This window comes from Allobosea sp. (assembly GCF_051860145.1).
Classification (GTDB): Bacteria; Pseudomonadota; Alphaproteobacteria; order Rhizobiales; family Beijerinckiaceae; genus Allobosea.
The window spans coordinates 263063-284911 of the sequence record NZ_JBHYEM010000006.1 but is presented as its reverse complement, the minus strand read 5'-3'; the positions used below and the strand labels follow the sequence as shown (position 1 = coordinate 284911).

At 67.2% G+C, this 21849-nt stretch carries 23 protein-coding genes; 6 read left to right on the top strand and 17 right to left on the bottom strand.

Annotated elements, in window-relative coordinates; translation table 11 throughout:
• Positions 1–203 precede the first annotated feature (203 nt).
• Complete coding sequence (locus ACTIF2_RS13275) at positions 204–1070, top strand: NAD(P)-dependent oxidoreductase (RefSeq protein WP_439497546.1); 867 nt, start codon at positions 204–206, stop codon at positions 1068–1070.
• A 138-nt stretch (positions 1071–1208) separates the two neighbouring features.
• Here ACTIF2_RS13275 and ACTIF2_RS13270 read toward each other — a convergent pair whose 3' ends face one another.
• From ACTIF2_RS13270 to ACTIF2_RS13250, 5 genes are all read right to left on the bottom strand, one after another.
• Complete coding sequence (locus ACTIF2_RS13270; RefSeq protein ID WP_439497545.1) at positions 1209–1847, bottom strand: uracil-DNA glycosylase family protein; 639 nt, start codon at positions 1845–1847, stop codon at positions 1209–1211.
• Positions 1844–2308: a hypothetical protein gene (locus tag ACTIF2_RS13265; RefSeq protein WP_439497544.1), complete on the bottom strand. Its 465-nt coding sequence runs from the start codon at positions 2306–2308 to the stop codon at positions 1844–1846. Before ACTIF2_RS13265 ends, ACTIF2_RS13270 begins: the two co-directional genes overlap by 4 nt.
• Complete coding sequence (locus ACTIF2_RS13260) at positions 2305–2778, bottom strand: hypothetical protein (RefSeq protein WP_439497543.1); 474 nt, start codon at positions 2776–2778, stop codon at positions 2305–2307. The genes ACTIF2_RS13265 and ACTIF2_RS13260 overlap by 4 nt, the downstream gene beginning before the upstream one ends.
• Positions 2778–3389 carry a glutathione S-transferase family protein gene (locus ACTIF2_RS13255; protein ID WP_439497542.1) on the bottom strand — a complete coding sequence of 204 codons (612 nt, stop codon included), beginning with the start codon at positions 3387–3389 and terminating at the stop codon, positions 2778–2780. Before ACTIF2_RS13255 ends, ACTIF2_RS13260 begins: the two co-directional genes overlap by 1 nt.
• A gap of 108 nt (positions 3390–3497) precedes the next feature.
• Complete coding sequence (locus tag ACTIF2_RS13250; protein WP_439497541.1) at positions 3498–4049, bottom strand: thermonuclease family protein; 552 nt, start codon at positions 4047–4049, stop codon at positions 3498–3500.
• Between the two features lie 85 nt (positions 4050–4134).
• On the opposite strand from ACTIF2_RS13250, the gene ACTIF2_RS13245 reads away from it, so the two are divergent.
• Positions 4135–5658: a sensor histidine kinase gene (locus tag ACTIF2_RS13245; RefSeq protein WP_439497540.1), complete on the top strand. Its 1524-nt coding sequence runs from the start codon at positions 4135–4137 to the stop codon at positions 5656–5658.
• A gap of 50 nt (positions 5659–5708) precedes the next feature.
• Here ACTIF2_RS13245 and ACTIF2_RS13240 read toward each other — a convergent pair whose 3' ends face one another.
• Complete coding sequence (locus ACTIF2_RS13240) at positions 5709–6566, bottom strand: DUF3313 domain-containing protein (protein WP_439497539.1); 858 nt, start codon at positions 6564–6566, stop codon at positions 5709–5711.
• 268 nt (positions 6567–6834) lie between these two features.
• Between ACTIF2_RS13240 and ACTIF2_RS13235 the strand changes: the two genes are divergently transcribed.
• Positions 6835–7383: a TetR/AcrR family transcriptional regulator gene (locus ACTIF2_RS13235; RefSeq protein ID WP_439497538.1), complete on the top strand. Its 549-nt coding sequence runs from the start codon at positions 6835–6837 to the stop codon at positions 7381–7383.
• Between the two features lie 8 nt (positions 7384–7391).
• Here ACTIF2_RS13235 and cobT read toward each other — a convergent pair whose 3' ends face one another.
• Positions 7392–8411, bottom strand: a complete 1020-nt coding sequence (cobT, locus tag ACTIF2_RS13230) for a nicotinate-nucleotide--dimethylbenzimidazole phosphoribosyltransferase (RefSeq protein ID WP_439497537.1) — start codon at positions 8409–8411, stop codon at positions 7392–7394.
• Positions 8412–8503: 92 nt separating this feature from the next.
• On the opposite strand from cobT, the gene ACTIF2_RS13225 reads away from it, so the two are divergent.
• A complete protein-coding gene (locus ACTIF2_RS13225) occupies positions 8504–9352 on the top strand; it encodes an adenosylcobinamide-GDP ribazoletransferase (protein WP_439497536.1) in 849 nt (282 codons plus the stop codon).
• Positions 9353–9354: 2 nt separating this feature from the next.
• Positions 9355–9567, top strand: a complete 213-nt coding sequence (locus ACTIF2_RS13220) for a DUF1289 domain-containing protein (protein WP_439497535.1) — start codon at positions 9355–9357, stop codon at positions 9565–9567.
• Here ACTIF2_RS13220 and ACTIF2_RS13215 read toward each other — a convergent pair.
• Both ACTIF2_RS13215 and ACTIF2_RS13210 read right to left on the bottom strand, forming a co-directional pair.
• Positions 9530–9997, bottom strand: coding sequence for a GNAT family N-acetyltransferase (locus ACTIF2_RS13215; protein WP_439497534.1), 468 nt, complete (start codon positions 9995–9997; stop codon positions 9530–9532). The two genes, ACTIF2_RS13220 and ACTIF2_RS13215, sit on opposite strands and share 38 nt — an antisense overlap.
• Before the next feature lie 4 nt (positions 9998–10001).
• On the bottom strand, positions 10002–10835 hold the full coding sequence (locus ACTIF2_RS13210) for a sulfite exporter TauE/SafE family protein (RefSeq protein ID WP_439497533.1): 834 nt from the start codon (positions 10833–10835) through the stop codon (positions 10002–10004).
• 280 nt (positions 10836–11115) lie between these two features.
• Here ACTIF2_RS13210 and ACTIF2_RS13205 point away from each other — a divergent pair, with 280 nt between their 5' ends.
• Positions 11116–12342 (top strand): SMP-30/gluconolactonase/LRE family protein, encoded by a 1227-nt coding sequence (locus tag ACTIF2_RS13205; protein ID WP_439497532.1) that lies wholly within the window; start codon positions 11116–11118, stop codon positions 12340–12342.
• Between the two features lie 109 nt (positions 12343–12451).
• On the opposite strand, the gene ACTIF2_RS13200 is transcribed toward ACTIF2_RS13205, so the two are convergent.
• The 8 genes from ACTIF2_RS13200 to ACTIF2_RS13165 all read right to left on the bottom strand — a co-directional run bounded on the left by ACTIF2_RS13200 (position 12452) and on the right by ACTIF2_RS13165 (position 21759).
• Entirely contained in the window at positions 12452–14032 is a 1581-nt protein-coding gene (locus tag ACTIF2_RS13200) for an MFS transporter (protein ID WP_439497531.1), read from the bottom strand.
• 78 nt (positions 14033–14110) lie between these two features.
• Complete coding sequence (locus ACTIF2_RS13195; RefSeq protein WP_439497530.1) at positions 14111–14551, bottom strand: SRPBCC family protein; 441 nt, start codon at positions 14549–14551, stop codon at positions 14111–14113.
• Between the two features lie 25 nt (positions 14552–14576).
• Positions 14577–14969, bottom strand: coding sequence for an ArsR/SmtB family transcription factor (locus ACTIF2_RS13190; protein ID WP_439497529.1), 393 nt, complete (start codon positions 14967–14969; stop codon positions 14577–14579).
• A gap of 157 nt (positions 14970–15126) precedes the next feature.
• Entirely contained in the window at positions 15127–15585 is a 459-nt protein-coding gene (locus tag ACTIF2_RS13185) for a PaaI family thioesterase (protein WP_439497528.1), read from the bottom strand.
• 9 nt (positions 15586–15594) lie between these two features.
• Positions 15595–16605 (bottom strand): tRNA dihydrouridine(20/20a) synthase DusA, encoded by a 1011-nt coding sequence (dusA, locus tag ACTIF2_RS13180; RefSeq protein ID WP_439497602.1) that lies wholly within the window; start codon positions 16603–16605, stop codon positions 15595–15597.
• A gap of 333 nt (positions 16606–16938) precedes the next feature.
• A complete protein-coding gene (locus ACTIF2_RS13175) occupies positions 16939–18792 on the bottom strand; it encodes a type II toxin-antitoxin system HipA family toxin (protein WP_439497527.1) in 1854 nt (617 codons plus the stop codon).
• 309 nt (positions 18793–19101) lie between these two features.
• Positions 19102–20202, bottom strand: a complete 1101-nt coding sequence (locus tag ACTIF2_RS13170) for an ABC transporter substrate-binding protein (RefSeq protein ID WP_439497526.1) — start codon at positions 20200–20202, stop codon at positions 19102–19104.
• Positions 20203–20265: 63 nt separating this feature from the next.
• Entirely contained in the window at positions 20266–21759 is a 1494-nt protein-coding gene (locus tag ACTIF2_RS13165) for a M81 family metallopeptidase (protein WP_439497525.1), read from the bottom strand.
• Positions 21760–21849 lie beyond the last annotated feature (90 nt).

The following is a 21849-nucleotide window of genomic DNA, read 5'->3' as shown; positions in this document are numbered from 1 at the left end:
TAGGAGCGGGGCCGGGCTGGCGACAGGCGCGTCAACTGCGCACGATTTCAAGCTGAGACACTACCGGATGCCTGCCACCGGTCCGTGAATGGACGAGGCGTGCGTTCACGGACAAGCTGCATTCGCGCCATGCCGGCTTCCCAGGCCCGCGCCCGCGCGCTACACGCGCTTTGAAACCTTGCGAACCGAAATGGAGCAGTCCCATGGCCAAAGTCGCCTTCATCGGTCTCGGCGTGATGGGCTATCCCATGGCCGGCCACCTCAAGGCCAAGGGCCACGACGTCACCATCTACAACCGCAACCCCGCCAAGGCGCAGGCCTGGGTGGCGCAGCATGGCGGCGTGTCCGCCCCGACGCCGGCCGACGCCGCGAAGGGTCAGGAGATCGTGTTCTGCTGCGTCGGCAACGATGACGACCTGCGCTCGGTGACGATCGCCGAGGGTGGCGCTTTCGCCGGCATGGACAAGGGCGCGGTCTTCGTCGATCACACCACGGCCTCCGCCAATGTTGCGCGCGAGCTGGAAGCGGCGGCGAAGGCGGGCGGATTCGGCTTCATCGACGCGCCCGTCTCGGGCGGCCAGGCCGGGGCCGAGAACGGCGTGCTGACCGTGATGTGCGGCGGCGAGGCGGCGACCTATGCCCGCGTCGAGCCGGTGATCGCCGCCTTCGCCCGGATGTGCAAGCTGATGGGCCCGGCCGGCTCCGGCCAGCTCACCAAGATGGTCAACCAGGTCTGCATCGCCGGCCTCGTGCAGGGGCTCTCCGAAGGCGTCCATTTCGCCAAGCGCGCCGGGCTCGATGTCGAGGCGATGCTCGAGGTGATCTCGAAGGGCGCCGCCGGCTCCTGGCAAATGGAGAACCGCGGCAAGACGATGAATGCCGGCAAGTTCGATTTCGGCTTCGCCGTCGACTGGATGCGCAAGGATCTCGGCATCGTGCTCGAGGAGGCGCGGAGCAACGGCGCGCGCCTGCCGGTCACGGCGCTGGTCGACCAGTTCTATGCCGACGTGCAGACCCTCGGCGGCGGGCGCTGGGATACCTCGAGTCTGCTGAAGCGGCTGGAACCGTAAAACCTCGCATCTCCGGCTCGTGTCATCCCGGACCAGCCGCGCAGCGGCGCCGATCCGGGATCCATTCCGGAACGGTTCAGGAATGGATCCCGGGTCTACGCTTCGCTTCGCCCGGGATGACAACGGAGGGTGGTGCAGTTACCCGACCAGCCGCGCTACCTCCGCCCGCAGCACCGGCACCAGCTCCGCCTCGAACCAGGGATGCTTTCTGAGCCAGCCATTGTTGCGCCAGGACGGGTGCGGCAGCGGCAGGATGCGGGGCCGGCGCGGCTCGGCCAGGATCGCCCGCCAGTCGGCGACGGTCGCGGTCAGATCGGCGGCCGCCTTCGGGCCGAGATGCCAGGCCTGCGCATAGCGGCCGATCACCAGGACGAGATCGAGCGCGGGCAGCCCGGCCAGCACCCTCGCCCGCCAGAGCGGCGCGCATTCGCGGCGCGGCGGCAGGTCGCCGCCCTTGGCGTCGAGGCCAGGGAAGCAATGGCCCATCGGCACGATCGCGACGCGCGAGGCGTCGTAGAAGCGATCATGGTCGAGGCCGAGCCAGGAGCGCAGCCGGTCGCCCGAGCGGTCGGTGAAGGGCCGGCCGCTGGCATGGACGCGCGTGCCCGGCGCCTGGCTCGCGATCAGCAGACGGGCGCTGGCTTGCGCCTGGATCACGGGGCGCGGCTCGTGCGGCAGCGGGCCTCCGTGCAGCGGCGCATCGCGGCAGACGCGGCAGGCGCGCAGCTCCCGCAGCACCGTCTCGAGCGCCTCGGGCTGGGCCGCCGCGGGGGTCATCGCGCCGCCAGGCGCGGCTGCGAGCCAAATCCTTGCGAGATCAGCCCGTCGCAGGTCCAGTGTCCGGCACTGGCGGCAAAGCCATGCGGATCGCCCGGCTCGATGGTGGCGACGCCGTTGATGCGGCCGGTGGCGCGGCTGCGCAGGACGTGGAGCTTGCCGCTGCGCTCGACCGAGAAGCAATAGGTCCGCCGCCTCTCGGGCGGGCCGTAATAGTAGCAGACCGAATCCGGCGTCGTCGTCCAGCAGGCGTCGCGGTTCGGCAGGTGCCGGTTATGCCCGCTCGCCCGCCCGTCGGCGTGATGATATTCGCTGAAGGGCTGGCCGCTATTGTAGCGGCCGCTGACGGTGTTGCCCTCGAAGGCCTGCCTGATCTCCTCGCCGGTCATGCGCTCGGCGGCGAAGGCGAGCGGGCCGCAGCCGAGGAGCACCGCCAGCGTGAGAACAAGCGCGCGCCTCATCGCGAGGCATAGCGCCGCCGCGACATCGGCGCTCCCTCATCAGGTGCCTTCGAGATCAGGCCGTCGCAATACCAGGGCTGCCCCCTGTCGGAATGCCCGCGCGGATTGCCGGGCTCGACGGTGGCGAGCGCGTTGATCTGCCCGTTGCCGGCATTGCGCAGGACATAGAGCCGGCCGTTCAGCTCGACCGTGAAGCAATGCACCGTGCGGTCGCTGGGCGGGCCGTAATAATAGCAGACCTGGTCCGCCTTGGTGATCCAGCAGGCGTCCCTGTTGGGCTGCCAGCCATTATGGCCGAGCGCGCGGCCGTCGCCGTCGTGATATTCGGTGAAGAAGCCGCCATTGGTGTAGCGCCCGCTGACGGTATTGCCCTCGAAGGCGCGCTTGATCGCCTCTCCGTTCATGCGCTCGACGGCGAGGGAAGGCTGCGCCAGCGCGAGCAGCGCGAGGAGGACCGGGGCAAGCCGCATCAGGCCTTCCAGCTCGGCCGCGCCGAAAGCTCACCGTGCCAGCGGCGGATATTGACCAGGTCCTCGGACAGGGGAACGCGCGACGGCTTCATGAAATCGATGGCGATGCCGGCGGTGATGTCGGCGACCGTCAGACGGTCGCCGCAGACGAAGCGGTTGCCGGCGAGCTGAAGATCGAGGATCAGCAGATAATCGTCGATCTGCTCGCGGCTGGCCTCGGCCCATTCCGGTACCTGGTCCTCCAGCTCGGCCATCGAGGGGTGGCTATGCCGGAACACGGCAGAGACGCTGGAGAACAGGCCGAGCTCGACGCGCCGGTTCCACATCTCGGTCAGCGCCTGTTCCATCGGGTCCCGGCCGAAGAGGCTGGGCTCGGGATGCAGGCCTTCGAGATAGCGGCAGATCGCGATGGTCTCGGCCAGCGCCGTGCCGTCGTCGAGCAAAAGCACGGGCAGGCGCTTCATCGGGTTGATGCGCGCGAATTCCGGCGTCAGGTGCTCCTTGCGCCCGATATCGACCGGGACGAGCTCGGGCAGCTCCAGGCCCTTCTCGGCGAAGAAGATGCGGACGCGCCGGGGGTTGGGCGCCCGTCCGCCATCATAGAGCTTCATCTTCGGCCTCACTAACGAAATGGCGCGCGAACCCGACCATGACGAGGGTCCGACGGTCAACCGTTTCGAGCCTGATCGTGATGGTTCTGTGACGCGCGCTGACCGGCTCTAGCGGGGATGGGCCCTGCGCCAGGTCTCGGGCCGCTCGAAGCGCAGGGCCCAGATCCCGCGCCCGGCCGCCCTCGCCTCCTCCTCCTCGGAATGGTAGTCGCCATAGGCCACCGCCTGGCCCTGGCGCACCATCGTGGCGTTGATGTCGGTCTCGCCCTGCCGGCAACGCGCCAGACCCCGGCCATAGCGGTCGAGGCGGCCGATCTCACAGCTGACGCCGCCGCGCGCGAGCAGCGAGGCGAGCGCGCGCCGCGCCGCACGGCCGCAATCGACCTCCCGGCCGGCCTGATCCGTGCAGCTCTGGCGATATTCCGGAGCGTCGATCCCCTCCAGCCGCAAATCCTCTTCGTTCAGCCGCAGCGAATCGCCGTCGATCGCCTGGGCGGCTCCGGCCAGCATCCGCGCCGGGCCGAGCTTGTATTGCAGCACCGCCCCCGCAATCGCCAGAAGCCCGATGATTCCGAGCGCGACGACGAGATCGACCCAGCGGCTGACGCGGCGCCAGCCGAGAGGTCCATATCGCGATCGTCCGAATCCGAAGCGTGCCATCAGGAAGAGCTTAACGATTTCGAGACCATGATGGCGAGCCGGGCGTGCAAACTCTGCCGCCGGAAGAGGAACGCGCGTCCCGACTATGGCGGAAGTGACGGCCGAACAGGTACAACGCGGGCGCGGGCCCGACCCCTCCGTGCTGGCACGGCGCAAGCTGGTGACGCGCGAGGTCAAGTCCGTGCGCGAACGGCTGACCTCGTCGACCGGGCTCGAGCGCGCCTTCGACTACGAATTGCTGCGGGTCTTCGCCCAGTACCGGATGCATGGCACCGCCGGCGCGCTGATCCTGGCGCTCTGCATCGGCGCCGCCGCCTGCCTCTGGGTGCCCGTCTACAAGGTCACGGCCTGGCTCAGCGTCGTCATCCTCGCCTCGGCCATCATGGTGGTGCTGTGCAGGCGCTTCCTGGCGCAGCCTGTGAGCGAGGTCCGCATCCGGCTCTGGCGCAAGGCGCTGCCCGCCGCCGAGGCCTTCCATGGCCTGGCCTGGACGCTGATCCTGGTGCTGTTCGCCCATGTCGACGCGCCGGGCGCCAAGGTCTTCGTGATGACGACGCTGCTGATCGTCAGCGCGCTCACCGTGATGCTGGCGGCGACGATCCCGCTCGCGGTCTATTCGGGCCTGATCCCGGTGACGATCGGCATCACCCTGTTCTTCTGGGGCCGCTCCGACATCGACAGCATCACCATGGCGCTGATGGCCGCCTCGGCGCAGCTCTTTTTCATCTTCCTCGCCAACCGGCTCTATACGAGCTCGGTCGCGACCATCGAGTTCCGCGCCGAGAAGGATGCGCTGATCGCCGAGCTCGAGACCGCCACCGCCAATTCCGACGAGGCGCGGCGCAAGGCGGAGGAAGCCAATCTCGCCAAGTCACGCTTCCTGGCGACAATGAGCCATGAGCTGCGCACCCCGCTCAACGCCATCCTCGGCTTCTCCGAGGTGATGAAGAACGAGATTTTTGGCGAGCACGCCAATGCCGCCTACAAGGAATATTCCTCCGACATCCACGGCTCGGGCCAGCACCTGCTCAACCTGATCAACGAGATCCTCGACCTCTCGCGCATCGAGGCGGGCAAATACGAGCTCAACGAGGAGGCGCTCAGCCTCGCCGGCATCGTCGACGATTGCCGGCACATGCTGAACCTGCGCGCCAAGGCCAAGGGCCAGTCGATCCGCGAGGCCGTCGAGCCGCAATTGCCGAAGATCTGGGCCGACGAGCGCGCGATCCGGCAGGTCGTGCTCAACGTCCTCTCCAACGCGATCAAATTCACGCCGCAGGGCGGCGAGATCTCGATCAAGGTCGGCTGGACGGCGAATGGCGGGCAATATGTCTCGGTCACGGATACCGGCCCCGGCATCCCCGAGGACGAGATCCCGATCGTGCTGCAGACCTTCGGGCGCGGCTCGCTGGCGATCAAGACGGCCGAGCAGGGTTCCGGCCTCGGCCTGCCGATCGTCAAGGGCCTGATCGACCTGCATGGCGGCGGCTTCCACCTGAAATCGAAGCCGCGCGCCGGCACCGAGGTGACGGTGACGCTGCCGGCCGAACGCGTGATGGACACGCTCGCGGCGCTGCCGGAGCCGGAAGCGCGGCCGGCGGCGGCCTGAGCGATCGGGTATCCCGGGCTCGCAGCCCCCAATCTACCGATGTCCTGCCCTCATCGTGGAGCTTCACCACCGGGTTTCACAGCATCGCTGGCCACCTGCCCGCCCCTATCGGTCCAATTCGGCGGTAGTCCGAACCGCCCCGCCACGACGCCGGCGATCCCGGGGGCACGGCCAAAGGTCTCGCAAGTTTCGTGCTTGGGCTTTGCGCCTAGCCAGTCGCCGATCCTGCGCGACGACGGTATGGATGGCAGGCTGCCCATCTTGCCGAAGGGGGTTTCGCCGGTGACGAGAAGCTGGCTGAAATCATCGCCGAAGCTGGAGCCGAGATCATAGGCATCCCCGACCTTCGAGACCTTGGGCGAGCTCACGAAGGAATTGGCGCCCCGCGCCCATACCATCGCCGCCTCCTGCTCGTTCGTTCGGCTCAAGGCTTCAGCCTCGATCGTCAGGCTTCCCAGCCCTATCGGAAGGCGCGGTTTGGGCCCCGGGACGTTCAGGGCCGTGGCTGCGATATTCGCGGCCACGGACACGCCCGCCGCCACCTCGTCGGTCGGCGTGATCTGGGTAACGGTCGCGCGCACGCTCAGGTCGGCCGGCTGCGTCGGCGCAACGACCTCGAAGCGCTCGCTGAGCGCGTGGCACAGTGAGCGATTGATCACATTGGCGACCAATGTCCGGTCCGGGTTCGGAAGGTCGGACCCGCTATGATCGGCGAAGCGGGTCGGCAGGATTTTCACCGTCTTGGCCGCGAGGACGTTCTGCTTGTTCACCCGGATGAGTGACTTAGTTTGAATGCCGTCCGACTGAGCAAGCCCCTGGTACGATTTCAGCGAGCCGCTCTGGGTGATCGGCGCGGTAGCGCAGGCCGGCAGCGACAATGCCGCGAGGAAAGGACCGATGAGCCTCATTTGCCATTTTCCTCAGATGTTTGAACATTGCCGGCAGCCGCCGGATTTGGTTACGACGGCATCCTGTCGGAGCGAAGATGGCGCCGATATGTTGCGCGCCTCACCTAATAAGATGCATCTTCGCATCTTATTAGGTGAGAGCAGCTACGACCGTCAATAAGATTCATCTCCGCATCTTATTCGGGGTGCGTAGGGAGGCATAAGTCATGGGTACGGGGCATCGATGACGACGGCAGGACGACGGCGAGGCGCCGCGCTCGAGCAGGCGATGCTCGATGCCACCTGGGCGGAACTCGTCGAATTCGGATATCCCGGCCTCACCCTGGAAGGGGTCGCCAAGCGGGCCGGCACGAGTCGCCCGGTATTGGCCCGTCGCTGGCCGAGCCGCACCGCATTGACCACCGCCGCGATCGCGCATTTTATCGCCAACAATCCGGTGAACCTGCCCGACCTGGGAAGCGTTCGGGACGAGCTCGCGGATCTGTTTCGGCAATGGTCGGCTCGTGGCGTACCGCTGATTCTGCGTATCTTTCTCGACATGAGCGCAGACTTGTCGAACAATAATTCCAGCTTTGCCGGTGTCATAAGCGAGCTTCGCCAGCGTCTCGGCAACCGGAACCTGGTCGCTCAAATCCTGGAGCGGGGTATCTCACGCGGCGAAATCGACGCGAAACGGCTAACGCCGCGCATCGCGTCCTTGCCCGCGGATTTGATGAGACACGAGGTCATCATGACGTCGAAGCCGATCTCGGAGCGAGCCATCGCCGAGATTCTGGACGAGATCTTCCTGCCGCTCGTGGTTGCGAAGACGCCGTAGGCGCCCTCTCACCCCTTCCCCGAAACCTGCGCCTGTTCGAAGGTCGCCATGCCGGAGTGAATGCCGGCCGCCGCCTTGACCAGCCCCGCAGCCAGCGCCGCGCCCGTGCCCTCGCCGAGGCGCATGTCGAGCGCCAGCAGCGGCTGCTTGCCGAGCTTGAGCAGCGCCTCGCGATGGGCGCCCTCGGCCGAGAGATGGCCGGCGAGGCAATGGTCGATCGCGGACGGCTCGATGGCATGCAGGATCGCGGCGGCGGCGGTGACGACATAGCCGTCGAGGATGACCGGGATGCGCTGCAGGCGCGCGGCGATGATCGCGCCGCAGATCGCCGCGATCTCGCGGCCGCCGAGCCGGCGCAGCACCTCGAGCGGGTCCTTCAGATGGTTGCCATGCAGCGCGAGGCCGGCTTCGACAGCCGCGATCTTGCGCTTCAGGCCGTCATCGTCGACGCCGGTGCCGCGGCCGCACCAGAACGCCGCGCCGCCGCCATAGAGCGCGGCATAGATCGCCGCGGCCGAGGTGGTGTTGCCGATGCCCATCTCGCCGAGGCAGAGCAGATCGGCCCCGCCGGCGAGCGCCTCCATGCCGAAGGCCATGGTGGCGACGCAGGCTTTTTCGTCGAGCGCGTCGCCTTGCGTGAAATCGCCGGTCGGCAGGTCGAGCGCCAGGTCGAAGACCTTGAAGCCGAGATCGAAGGCCGCGCAGATCTGGTTGATGGCCGCGCCGCCCGCCGCGAAATTCTCCAGCATCTGGCGCGTCACCGCCTGGGGATAGGCCGAGACGCCCTGCGCCACCACGCCATGGTTGCCGGCGAAGACGCAGACCAGCGGCCGGTCGACGCGGGGGCTCGCCTTGCCCTGCCAGGCAGCGAGCCATTCGGCGATCTCCTCCATGCGGCCGAGGCTGCCGGCCGGCTTGGTCAGCTCCTTGTCGCGGGCGCGCACGGCATTGGCGGCGGCCATGTCGGGACCGGGCATGCCGGCGATGAGCTCGCGGATGTCGTCGAAGGGCAGGCCGGTGGTGGACATGGGCAGAATTCCGAAATGCGTCGCTGGCTGGCGCGGTCGGGCTGCTGCTATAGGCTGGCGCCGTGGAAGACAATGCAAACAGACCCAGCGGCATGGCCGAAAGCGATCCGGCGCCGGCCGAGGCGACCGCGCCATCGCCCGCCTGGCCAGGCTGGATCGTGGCGACGGCGATCTGCCTGCGCTTCTATTCGCGCCTGCCGGTGCCGCCGCTTCCGGGCGAGCGCGGCCTGTACCAGGCGCCCGATTTTCGGCTGGTGCCGCGCGCCCTGCCCTTCGCGGCCCTGATCATCGCCCTGCCGGCAGCGCTGGTCCTCATCGTGACGGACGCGGCCGGGACCGCTCCCTTGCTCGCCGCCGGGCTCGCGCTGGCTGCGCTCGTGCTCACGACGGGAGCACTCCACGAAGACGGGTTCGCCGACAGCGCCGACGGCCTGTTCGGCGGGCGGGATGCGCAGCAGCGCCTCGCCATCATGAGAGATAGCCGGATCGGCTCCTATGGCACGCTGGCGATCGGGCTTTCGCTTTTGCTGCGGGTGAGCGCGCTCGCGGCCGTTCTCGACGCGGCCGGCGGGCTCGCCGCTGCCGCCGCCGTGACGATGGCAGCCGCCTGGTCGCGGCTGGAAGGCCTCTATCTGCTGGCCGAGGAACCGGCCGCGCGCAGCGACGGCGCTGCCGCCTCGGTCGGCCGCCCGTCTGGCGCCACGGCCTGGATCGCCTGCGGCTTCAGCCTGGCGATCGCCTTCGGCCTGGCTCTCGCGACCGCCCTGCCCGTTGCCGGGCTCACGCTCGGCCTGGCGCTGGCGCATGCCGGCACGCTGTTCCTCGCGCGGCTGTCGCGACGCCTGATCGGCGGGCAGACCGGCGACATCATCGGCGCGGCGCAGCAGCTCTCCGAGATCGCGCTCTATGTCGGCTTCGCCTTCGTGCTCGGAGCGGGCTGAGCGTGGCGTCCAGCCCCTGCATCCAGATCTGCGTGATCGATCCGGCGAGCGCGCTCTGCGAAGGCTGCGGCCGGACGCTTGCCGAGATCGCCGACTGGTCGCGGCTGAGCGAGACCGAGCGGCTGGCGATCATGGCGCTGCTGCCGGAGCGGATGCGGCGTGCCGATGCGGCCGAACTCAGCGCTCCGCCAGCGTCGCCAGCGCTTCGCCGGTGAGCCGGTAGAAGATCTTCTCGGGCTGCGGCATGGCACCGAGCGACTCGTAGAATTCCCGCAGCCGGAGATCGTCGCGCGCTGCCGTCCAGTCGATGCGCCTGAAGCCGCGCTCCAGCGCGAGCCGGGCGAGCGCGCTGATCAGGCCCTTGCCCGCGCCGCCGCCACGCGCTTGCGCCGAGACATAAATCTCCTTGAGGAAGAAGCCCGGGGCCAGGCCGGGGCCGGGATAGATGCCGGCGAAGGCGGCGAAGCCGACGATCCGGCCGCCATCCTCCGCGACGAGCAGCTCGGCGCCGTCGGGACGTCCGTCGAGACCGGTGAGGATGGCGTCCGGCGCCGGGCATGGCACGCGGTAATGCGCCTGCATCTCGGCGAACAAGGCCGCCAGCGCCGGATGATCGGCGGGGGTCGAAAGACGGATCGCCAGCATCGGATCAGGTCAGCAGCGACCAGATGAAGCGGCTGGCGACGACGAGCAGGAAGATGCCGAACACGACCTCCAGCTTGCGCTTGGAAAGCTGGTGCGCCAGGCGCGCGCCGATCGGCGCCGTCCAGATCGAGGTCGGGATGAAGAGCAGGAAGCCGATGAAGGAGACATAGCCGAGCGAGAGCGGCGGCAGCACATCCATCTTCGGCCAGCCGGCATAGATATAGCCGAGCGCTCCCGGGATCGAGATCAGCACGCCGAGCCCCGAGGAGGTCGCGACCGCCTGGTGGATCGGCCTGCCATAGAAGGTCATGAACAGGCTGGAGAGCTGGCCGCCGCCGATGCCCATCAGGGCCGAGAGCACGCCGATCAGGCCGCCATAGAAGGTCATCAGGGCCTTGCCCGGCATGTCGTCGCCGAGCTGCCAGCGATCCGAGGCGAAGAGCAGGCGCAGCGCGCTGACGACCGCGACCGCGACGAAGACGATCTTGAACAGATCCGGCGGCGCGTAGCGGGCGACGAAGCTGCCGGCGATGACGCCGAGCACGACGGGAATGGCCCAGATCTTGAGGATGTCGAGATCGACGAGCCCCTTGGCGCGGTGCGCATTGAAGGAACGGATCGAGGTCGGGATGATGATGGCGAGCGAGGTGCCGACGCAAAGCGGCATCCGCACCTCTTCCGGCACGCCGATGACGCGGAAGACCTCGTAGAGGATCGGCACGATGACCGCGCCGCCGCCGACGCCGAACAATCCCGCCAGCACGCCGGTGACGGCGCCGGCGAGAACCAGCGAGACCGCAAGGAAGGCGAGATCGCCCAGGGGAATTCCAGCTATCATGGGACCAGTCCGTGGCGGCGGGGCGAGCACCTCTGGGCGATTTTGCGCGTCAGGGCAAGGCGCCGCCGGCAAGGCCGCCATGCTCGGCGGAGGCCGGGCGGGAGCAAAGCGGCGGCCTCGCCCGGCATCAGGGGACTCGACCCGCGGCGCACAAACTGATGATCTCAGCGAGCGCCGGACAGGCGCGCGGCCAAAGAAGGGGCGAAAGCAAGCACGGAAAACAAGAGGCCGCAGGATCGGGAGGATCACGTCTCATCAGGAGCCACCCAGGGAGGTAACGATGATAGACCCGCATGCCGATATGCAGCACGACAAGGCGCTTTCGCGCCGGACCCTGATCAAGGCGACCGGGATCGGGGCGCTCGCCGTGGCCGCAAGCCCGGTCCTGGCGCAGGCGCCGGCCGGCCCGGTCGCGCCGCCGAGCACGATCACCAGCCCGCCGCGCGATTTCAGCCGCCACGGCGCGCCGACGACCTATTTCAGCGATCCCGACATGATCGCGGTCGACCCGGTCTTCAACAACTACATTCAGCCCAACAGCGCGATCCAGCGGCTCTGGACCGGGGCGCTCTGGGCCGAGGGGCCGGCCTGGAACGCGCAGGGGCGCTATCTGGTCTGGAGCGACATTCCCAACAACCGGCAATTGCGCTGGCTCGAGGATGACGGGCGCGTCAGCGTCTTCCGGGTGCCGTCGGGCAACAGCAACGGCAACAGCTTCGACTTCCAGGGAAGGCAGCTCTCCTGCGAGCATCTCAACCGCCGCGTCGTGCGCTACGAGCTCGACGGCTCGGCGACGGTGCTCGCCGACAATTTCGAGGGCAAGAAGCTGAACTCGCCCAACGACATCGTCGCCCATCCCGACGGCAGCTACTGGTTCACCGATCCACCCTATGGCGGGCAGCTCTATGAGGGCGCGCCGGACGCCGCCGGCGGGCCGAGCAACATGAGCGGCAAGCTCAATCCGCGCCTCGGGCAGCTGCCCGGCATCGGCGCCGCCAAGCGCGAATTGCCGACGAACTGCTACCGGATCGACCCTTCGGGCCGGATCGAGCGCGTCGTCACCGAGGAGCAGGTGCCGGACCCGAACGGGCTCTGCTTCTCGCCGGATTTCAAGAAGCTCTACATCGCCTCGACCGGCAAGGGACCGGGCGATACCGGGCCCGGCGGCAAGGGCGACATCCATGTCTTCGATGTCGGCACCGACAGCAAGCTCAGCAACCCGAAGCGCTTCTCCGATTGCGTGATCGACGGCGTCAATTGCGGGCCGGACGGGCTGCGCTGCGATGTCGACGGCAATCTCTGGGCGTCCAGCAATGCCGGGCGCTCGGTCGGCTATAACGGCGTCACCGTGTTCAACCCGGACGGCAAGCTGATCGGCCGCATCCGCCTGCCCGAGGTCTGCGGCAATGTCTGCTTCGGCGGACCGAAGCGGAACCGGCTGTTCATGGCCGCGAGCCAGTCGATCTACGCCGTCTATGTCAACACGCAGGGCGCCGGACCGGGCTGACCCGACCGTCATCGCGAGCGCAGCGAAGCGATCCAGTGGTTTCACGCCATCGCTGGATTGCTCCGTCGCTGACGCTCCTCGCAATGACGGTTTAAATCCGGCTCGAGTTCTACCGGACGGCCGGCTCGGGCACGCCACCGCCCGGGCCGCTATCGTCGGCATGATGGCTCCCGCCGCCGATGTCGCGCAGCATCGTGGCCGCGAGGATGCCGGCCGCCGCCGCGAGTGCGGCCGAAATCGCGGCCATGATCGCGAAGGAGCGTGTGAAGGCGGCGCGTGCCAGCGCGAGGAGCTCGGCCCCTGCCGTGCCCGCGACGCCGTTGGCGACGGCAAGCGCGGCGCCGAGCGTGTCGCGCGCCGCCAGAGCGCCCTCCGTGGAGACGCCCGCCGGCATGGCCTGGCCCATCTGGTGACGGTAGAGCGCCGTCACCACGCTGCCGAGGACCGCGATGCCGAGCGCGCCGCCGAATTCGGCGCTGGTCTCCGACAGGCCCGACGCCGTGCCGGCGCGCTCGGGCGGAACGCTGCTGACGACGAGATCGGTCGTCAGGGTGACGATCGGCGCCAGCCCGAGCGAGAGCAGAAGCGTCCCGGCCACGATGGTCAGCGGCCCGGGCAGGACGGCAATGGCGCCCAGCGTGGCGAAACCGAGCGCCGCCAGCGCGAAGCCACCGGCCATGACATGGGCCGGCCGGACGCTGCCGACGATGCGCGGCGCCAGCATCGAGCCGATGATGAAGCCGAAGGCGGATGGCAGCGACCAGAGCCCGGCCTCGAGCGGGCGCATGCCGAGCACGAGCTGCAGATATTGCCCGACGAAGAGGAAGCTGCTGAAGGCGATGAAGAAGCCGAGCACGTTGATCGTCAGCGAGGCGCTGAAGGCCCTGGAGGCAAACAGCGCCAGATCGACCAGCGGCTCCTTCAGCCGCGCCTGCCGACGCAGGAACAGCAGGGCGAGCGCCGCGCCCGCCAGAATGGTCAGGGTTGCCGGCCAACCGATCCCATCCTCGGCGATGCGCTTCAGCCCGTAGATCACGGCGAGGACCGCGACCAGCGACAGCCCGGCGCTGACGACGTCGAGCCTGCCGGCGTCGGGATCGCGGAACTCGGGCAGCAGGAACGGGCCGAGCGCGAGCAGCAGCACCATCACCGGCACATTGATCAGGAAGACCGAACCCCACCAGAAATGCTCGAGCATGACGCCGCCGACGAGCGGGCCGATGGCGCCGCCGGCCGAGAAGCTGGCGATCCAGATGCCGATGGCGGCGGTGCGCTGGCGCGGATCGAGGAACATGTTGCGGATCAGCGAGAGCGTCGAGGGGGCGAGCGTCGCGCCGGCCACCCCGAGGGCGGCGCGCGCCGCGATCAGCGTCGCGGCCGTGTCGGCGAAGGCCGCCAGGACCGAGGCGAGGCCGAAGGCGACCGCGCCGATCAGCAACAGGCGGCGCCGGCCGATCCGATCGCCGAGCGTGCCCATGGTGATCAGGCAGCCGGCGATCATGAAGCCGTAGATATCGACGATCCAGAGGAGCTGAGATGCGCTCGGCCGGAGCTCCGCGCTGAGCTGCGGCACGGCGAGGTTCAGAACCGTCAGGTCCATCGAATAGAGCAGGCAGGGCAGCGCGATGACGGCGAGGCCGATCCATTCGCGCCGGCCCGCCAGCGGGGGCGCCTGGTCAAGCGTGGTCATGGGTTACTCCATCGGCCGGTGACGGCCGTGTTGTGATCATGGTCGTCGTGATCTTGGGCCAGCGCGGCCCGCTCCCTGTCAGGAGAAGAGCTGCTCCAGCTTGGCCATCGAGCCCGACCAGCCATGTTCGTGGCGACCAACGGCGGCCTCGTCGAAGAACTGTTCGTGCAGCAGCGTCAGGATCGTGACGTCGCCATCCGGCTTGAAGGTCACGGTGACGCGCGAGACGCGCTCCGGCGTCGAGATCCAGGCCCAGCTGAAGACGAGGCGCTCGTTCTCGACGACCTCGTGATACTCGCCCGAGACCTGGTGCAGCTCGCCGTCGCTGCCGCGCATCACGATGCGGTAACGGCCGCCGGGGCGGGCATCGATCTCGGCCTTCTCAGCCTGGACGTTCTCAGGGCCGAACCAGCGGGCGAGCAGTTCCGGCTGCGTCCAGGCCTGATAGACCTCGGCCGGCGTGGCGTTGAGCCGGCGCTTCATCATCAGGCTGGGGGTGGTTTCCACCTTCTTGTCCATGCGCTCTCTCCGGTCGTGGCAAGGATCAGGACTTGTCGCTGTCCTTTGCGGCATCCTTGTCGGCGTGCTTGTCAGGCTCGCGCTCCTTGCGCGGGCGATTGAAATACGCTTCCAGAGCATCGAGCTTCTCGCGCCAGAAGCGCTCATAGCGGCGCAGCCAACCCATCGCTTCCTCCATCGGTGCGGCGTTCAGGCGGCACGAGACCGTGCGGCCTGCCTTCTCGCGGGTGATCAACCCGGCATCAGAGAGCACGTCGAGATGCTTCATGATCGCCGGCAGCGAGACCGGGAAAGGCCGCGCCAGCTCGCTGACCGAAACGGCCTCCTCCTGCTCGAGCCGGGCCAGCAGCGCCCGCCGCGTCGGATCGGACAGGGCGGCGAAGGTGGTGTCGAGCGAAGGCTCCTGATACTTAACCATCGGGTTAAGTTTAGAAGCTCGGCATCGCGAAGGCAAGGGTCAGCACGTCCGGGCGCTCATGATGCTTTCAGATCAAAACGCGCGTCATTCCGGACAAGCCGCGCAGCGGCGCAGCGCGGGATGACGGCGGCCCGATTCGGCCGGATCACAGCAGGGTCTAGTCGGCGACGCCCTCGCGGCCGGCGATCGTCATGCAGGTCGCGGTCATCATCGCGCAGAGCTTCGACGTGCCGCCGCTGATCGCGAAGACCTCCGCCGTGGCCAGCGTCAGGGTGCGCCCCGCCTTCACCACCCTGCCCTTCGCCAGCAGCCGCTCGCCGGCGGCCGGCGCGAGCAGGTTGATCTTGAACTCGGCGGTGAGGATGCCGGCGCCGGCCGGCATGGTCGTGAGCGCCGCATAGCCGCAGGCAGAATCGGCGATGGTCGCGACAGCGCCGGCATGGACGAAGCCGTGCTGCTGGGTGAGATGGGCCGAGACCGGTAATTCGATCTCGACCTCGCCCGGAGCGATGCGGACGAGCCGCGCGCCGAGCGTCGTCATGAAGGCCTGCTTGGCGAAGCTCGCCTCGATGCGCGCGGCCACCTCCGATTCCGAAAGCGAGGCGGCGGCGTTCATCGCGAGCTCCTAGGCAGCGGCGGCTGCCCCTTCGTAGCGCGAGACATGGGCAACCGCAGCACGCAAATCCGCAAGCCCCGCTCCCGCGCCGACGCAATGCTCGGCGAGATGACGGCGGAACAGCCGCGCTCCGGGGCGCCCCGGGAACAGGCCGACGAGATGGCGGGTGAAAGCATGGAGCCGGCCGCCCTGCTCCAGATGCGCGGCGATATGCGGTTCCAGCGCCTCGAGCATGGCGAAGGCGTCCGCGACCGGCGCGTCCTCGTCGAACAGCAGCGGATCGACCTGAAGCAGGATCTCGGGATTCTGATAGGCCTCGCGGCCGATCATGACGCCGTCGAGATGGGCGAGGTGGCTCTGCCATTCGCCTGGCGCGCGAATGCCGCCATTGATCGCGACGACGAAGTCGGGATTGGCCGCCTTCAGCCGATAGGCGCGCTCGTAGTCGAGCGGCGGGACCTCGCGGTTCTCCTTGGGCGACAGGCCCTGGAGCCAGGCCTTGCGGGCATGGACGACGAGCGCGTCGACGCCGGCGGCACGCACGGCGGCGGTCAGCGTATCGAGCGCTGCCTCCGGATCCTGGTCGTCGACGCCGATCCGGCATTTGACCGTGACCGGGATCGCGACCGCAGCCTTCATCGCCGCGACGCAATCGCCGACCAGCGCCGGCTCGCGCATCAGGCAGGCGCCGAAGGCGCCGCCCTGGACGCGATCGGACGGGCAGCCGCAATTGAGGTTGATCTCGGCATAGCCGAAATCGGCGCCGATCTTCGCAGCCTCTGCCAAAAGCGCCGAATCATTGCCGCCGAGCTGCAGGGCGACGGGGTGCTCATGCGTGTCGAAGCCGATCAGGCGCTGCCGGTCGCCGCGAATGACCGCCTGCGCCGTCACCATCTCGGTATAGAGCCGCGCGCGCCGCGACATCAGGCGATGGACGACCCGGCAATGCCGGTCAGTCCAGTCCATCATAGGCGCCACGGAGAATCTAAACGCTTGGTCTTTCATCGCTTTTTGCAGCATCAGCCATTGTGTCGCAGCCACGGAGGCCGGGGCATCAGGTCGATCGTCGCGAGGCTCGGAACCAGTCACGCATCGCGCGCCTGAAAGCATTCGAAACCTCATCGACCTTCATATCGACGACATGTGCGAGGTCGGCAAGGCTCCTTCGCGCTCCAAGGCCGCAACCCCCGAGATGCTGAAGCAGCAACTTGGCAAGTGCCATATGGTGTCTCCCGACCGCGAGCGCCTCATTGGCATGGCGTCTACCCGATGCCGATCGGCAGTAAGGGGGTCGCCATGGTCGATGGCAGAACCGGCTTGGGCCGGTCCGCAGCTGTCGCAAGTGGGCTTTGGTCATCGAAAGGTCCCGACGCGCTCGGCAATGAGGCGGCAGATGGCGTCCTGCGCAGTCTTTGCGGCCCCTCCCCCCAATTGCTCGGGAAACGCCATGTGAGGCGCCGTCTCACTCAGGCGCATAGCGAGCTCCGATATCGCCGCCTCGGCACGGGCAGCCGGCAGATCAATGGTTCGAGCGAGTGTCAAGAAATCCTGGCGTGTCAGACGATCATCCTTGCCATTGAGCTTCAGTGCCATCCGGTCGCTTGCAAGACCCGGGAATATGCGGGTCGTGACCGCATCGTACAGCGGCGCAAAACGAACGGCCGCGAATTGACGTGATCCAGGCTCGGCGCTCTTCAGGAGCGCCAGATTCTTCAAATGCATGTCGCCGTCGGCGATAAGCCAGGCGAACAGGGCGCGCCGGAACAGGGTCTCGAGATCGGCGACCGGATCGGTCGACAGCGGGCGCAGTCCCCGCGCCATGCGCTCGATCGTGCCGTCATATTTCGCCGAAGTCGGGAGCTCCAGGATCGAGCAGAAATCCTCCATCGCCAGCATGCGATGATCATCGGCGTTCCGCCGGATATCGAAACGTTCGACAAGGAGCGCCGGCGGCATGTCGTCGGGCATGTCGATCAATGCCGCGGCGGGAACCTCGAAGCCGGCAGCCCGGCCAAGCTCCAGGCAAAGCCACTCGACAAGCGGCAGCGTCTCAAAGCCAGCGGTGCCGGCCGGTTTGAAGATATGAGTAAATGGCTGCTCGATCGCCGGAACAAGGTCGCCGTCGGCGGTCAGGCACATCGGCGCCTTGATCTGGACACCGGACAGGCGTGGGGTCTGAGCTTGGGCATAGAGCCGCGCCAGATTCTGCTCAAAGGTCTGCTCGATCTCTCCACGTCCCGGCCCCCGATAGTACCCGGTGAAACGGCCGCTCCTCGAGAAGACGGCGAGTTCGCCCTGCAGAACGTCCGCAGGAAGCTTCGCAAGTTCCTCGCGGTTCCGGGTGATCGCGATGTTCGACATGTAGCGTTTGCCCGAGCGCAGCACGTCCCGCTCGTCGCGCTGGTGCAGGACCTGGGCGAGCCACCCCTCCGGCAGAAGGGACTCGATGAAGGGCGGCAGCCTGCCTGGAATCGTCTCGCGAATGAGCGGCGGGCCGCCGCCTCGCCCCGAAGCCTTCCATCGCCATTCGAAGCCGTCATGGGCCAGATGTCCGAGCGGCACTCCATGCCAGGCAACGAGAAATTCCAGAGCCGCCTTGTTGCCGGCGACCTTGTCGGCGCTCGGCCTGGCCAGCAGATAGCGCTCGGCCCCCTCGCCTTCCCGGTACCAGCTGTTCTCGCGCGCAAGCGCCCAGACCGCATCCGCAGCGGCCTGGGGTGTCCCATATTCTTCGACGAGGCGCGCCGCCATCTGCGCGCGCATCGGCTCGGTGATCGCGGTTGCGTGCTCGCTGCGCAGTCGGAAAGCCTCCAGAAAGCGCTGACGCGGAGACGACGCTTCGGTTCTCAGCTCACCCATGTCATCGCCCACGACGACGCTAACGATCGAGGGGTGCTCGGACGCCTCGTTCTGGACGATCTCGAGCGTTCGCAGACGCGTGCGCTGGTTGCGGCGCCCACTGATGAACAGTCGCCCATCCGGCGTCGGCCCGAGGAGGCTCGCGCTGGCCGACGACAGATAGGCGGCCGGGTAGAGATAGCGGGCGATCCGCACCGCATGGCCGAGGACCGTGGCCTCGATATCATCCGTCGCATCGACATAGACGCCGCGGACGAGCTGAACCAGCTCACCCGCCTGGGTCCGCGCATGGGCGCGCTTTGCGTCAATCGTCTCGCCGACAAGATGGAGCACGGAATTATCCCGCATTTCAGATGCGCGATAATTCTTAACCCGGACCCAAATGTCAAGGATTATCACGCATCTGAAATGCGGGATAATCGCGCCGGTGAGCCGTCCATCGCCATCCTGTTTCGGTAGGGTGCAGGAGCAGACGGCTCGGAGATCGGCGCGAGCGCGGAACGTGGCTATTCGGCCAGCCTCGTCAGCTTTGAGAGCACCGCACTAAAAGAGCCCGGCTTTGAACGGCGCCGCGATTGGGCGGAACGCCAGCGCGTGACATGGCGTGAGCCCAAATGCGCGCCGCAGTGAATAGACACGATTGGAGCCAGCCAAACCCTATCGCTGAAGCCAGGCGTTCCAGGCGTCGAGCATTTTGGCTTGGTTGGCGTTGATCCATTCGGGATCGTGCTTGACGATGGTCCTGAATACCTCGGGCGAGGTTGGAATGTTGGCACGCGCCGCATCGCTCATCTGGGCGATCGCATCCAGGCTGGGCGGTGTGACGTTCAGGCGCTCCGCAATGCGGGCCTGGATCGCTGGGTTGTCCAGAAAATATTTGAGCAAGGCTGTCGCGCCTTCGCTGTTGGGACCGTTACGCAAAAGCTGCATCGTGTCGGCGAGCATGAAGGCACCGTCATAAGAAATCTTCGCAGGCTGCCCCTCGGCCTTAAGCGCATTGGCGCGTGTACCCCAGATCATGCCAATGACGTATTCGCCATTGCGGAAGCCCTGCTGACTTTGGTCTCCGGTACGCCACCAGAGCTGAATCTGCGGCTTGATCTGGTCGAGCTTCTTCAGCGCCCGGTCGATATCGAGCGGGAAGAGCCCGTCGGGCGAGACGCCGTCGGCCAGCAGTGCGGCGGCCAGGACGCGCCAAGGGTCGTTCAGGTTCGGCAGCGCGCGTGGTCCGGGGAAGCGTGATACGTCCCAGAAATCAGCCCAGTTGCGGGGCTGGCTGTCCTTGAATGTTGCCGTGTTGAAGGCAAGCAGCGTGGCATTGAGGGAGATCCGAACACCGGCGGGATTGCAGGCCTTTTCGACCAGATCCTTGCGCGCTGCGAACTGCTCGCAGAACTGCGTCAGATCGCGGGTGAAGGCGCGATTCTGGCTCGACTCGGCGATGACGTCCACATTGTTGATGATGTCCCAGGATACCGTCCCGGTGCCGACCATAGCCTGCGCGCGCGTACGCTGCTCGGCATCCGTCGCCGTTACGGTGCTGACCTTGATACCGGTTGCTTTGGTGAAGGGCTCGAACCAGATCTCCTTCAGCGTGCGGTCATAGACGCCGCCTGTCGTGGCGACGACGACCTCTCCCGATTGTGCAGAGACCGCTACGCTCATCATCAGGCTCAGGCCGATCTGACAGGCCAGCCCTTGGATCGAGCGAGTAGGGAATGCGACCGGGAACCGTGTGGAGGGCTGTGCTCGACGCATGTCAGGAATCCTTGCTTTGTTCTGGAATGAAATTGGCCCGGTCGACAGGTGTCGGCCGGCAGTTCAGGCAATCCGGCGATCGAATACTGTCGCGGCGAAGTCCGGCTCTTGGACATCGTCTTCCGGGTAGACCGGCCGTCGCTTGGCGAAGGGCAGCAGCCCCGGGCGATAATTCGAAATCCCGGGCGTATCGACGACGATGCAGCGGCCAATGTCGGCGAAGGAAATCTTGAAGTGGTAGCCGGATTTGGCGACGATCACGTCCTGTTCGGCGAGGTCGACCCCTTGGCTGCGAAACGCCGCAGGATCCTGCGTGAAGCCCGGCAGACTGGTGACGAGCACCGTCAGGTTGTGGGATCGAAGCACGGCCGTGTCTCCGAGCTCGGCTGGCTCGCCTCGCAGGTAAGGGCCGGCATGGATGAAGTGCCCGTCGCCCAGACGAGAGACGCGCCAAGTGCCAAGGAAGGGCGTGATCCCTTTCGACAGCCCGCCGCCGAGCGGCCTGATCACGTCTTCTCCCAAGCCCGCCTGTTGAGCTGCCTTCACCATGGCCGGATCGGTGACGGGCACGACGGCCCGGAGCATCGGCCACCTGTTCGCCAGCTCCGCTATGATCGTCGTGCCGTCTCCAGCCGCGCCCGCCAGCACCCTGTCGCCCTGGTCGCCAAGGATGACCGGCTTCTCTGATCGGCCGGCGGCAACGTCAGCGAGCACCTCGGCGAGCGGGGCAAAGTCGGGAACGAATTCGGAGCGCCGAAGCCAGAAGTCACGAGCCAGCGTATCGACAGCGGCTCTTGCCGCTTCGGGATCTCCGTCGGCGATGGCCGTCACGCACTGCCAGCCCCGCTCGACGTCGACGAGCGTCGTGCAGTTGTAAATCGAGATGTCGAGGAGCTTGGGATCGGCGGCAAGCAGTTCACGCCGGCGTCGATGCAGCACCGCCAGAGGTCCCCGGCCCGTCTCCATCTGCGCTCCGAAGATCAAGGGTAGCCAGGTCGCCGCGGTGACCGGCGCAATGCGGCGGTTCAGGCTTTCGACCATCAGTTCCGCGGCCCGCTCGCCTGCCCGGTCGTAGTCGGTATGCGGGTTCTCCTTGCAAGCGATGACGACGTCTGCACCGTCAAGCATAGCGGGAGTGACATGGGCATGGAGATCGAGGCTGACGGCGATGACCGTGCCCGGTCCTGCCGCATTGCGGATCGCAATGATGAGATCGCCCTCGGGATCGTCGAGGGTCTGCGTGATCATCGCTCCGTGGAGATCGAGATAAACGCCATCCGGCTGCAACCGGCGAACCGCCTCGACAATCTCGTCACGGAGGCGCCGGAAGAGAGAATCTTCGACCGGGCCGCCGGGAGCCGAAACAGCCGACAGTCCCGGCAAGATCTCTGCACCCGATTGCGCCAGGATACGACAAGCGCCGCCAAGCGAAGAGCTTGAACCCTGAGCCTTCTTGAGCAGCTCATCGCCTCGAACGATCGAGAAGTTCTCGACGCCGGTCGTCAGTCGACTGAAGCTGTTCCCTTCGTGGAAGAGGCTCGAAACGAAAACACGCATATGACAAAGCCCTCGAAGAATGCGTCGGAGAGTCGCGTCCATACGGACGTGCAAAGGGCGCCAGGCGAGGCCGCCCTGACCGCAGCCTCG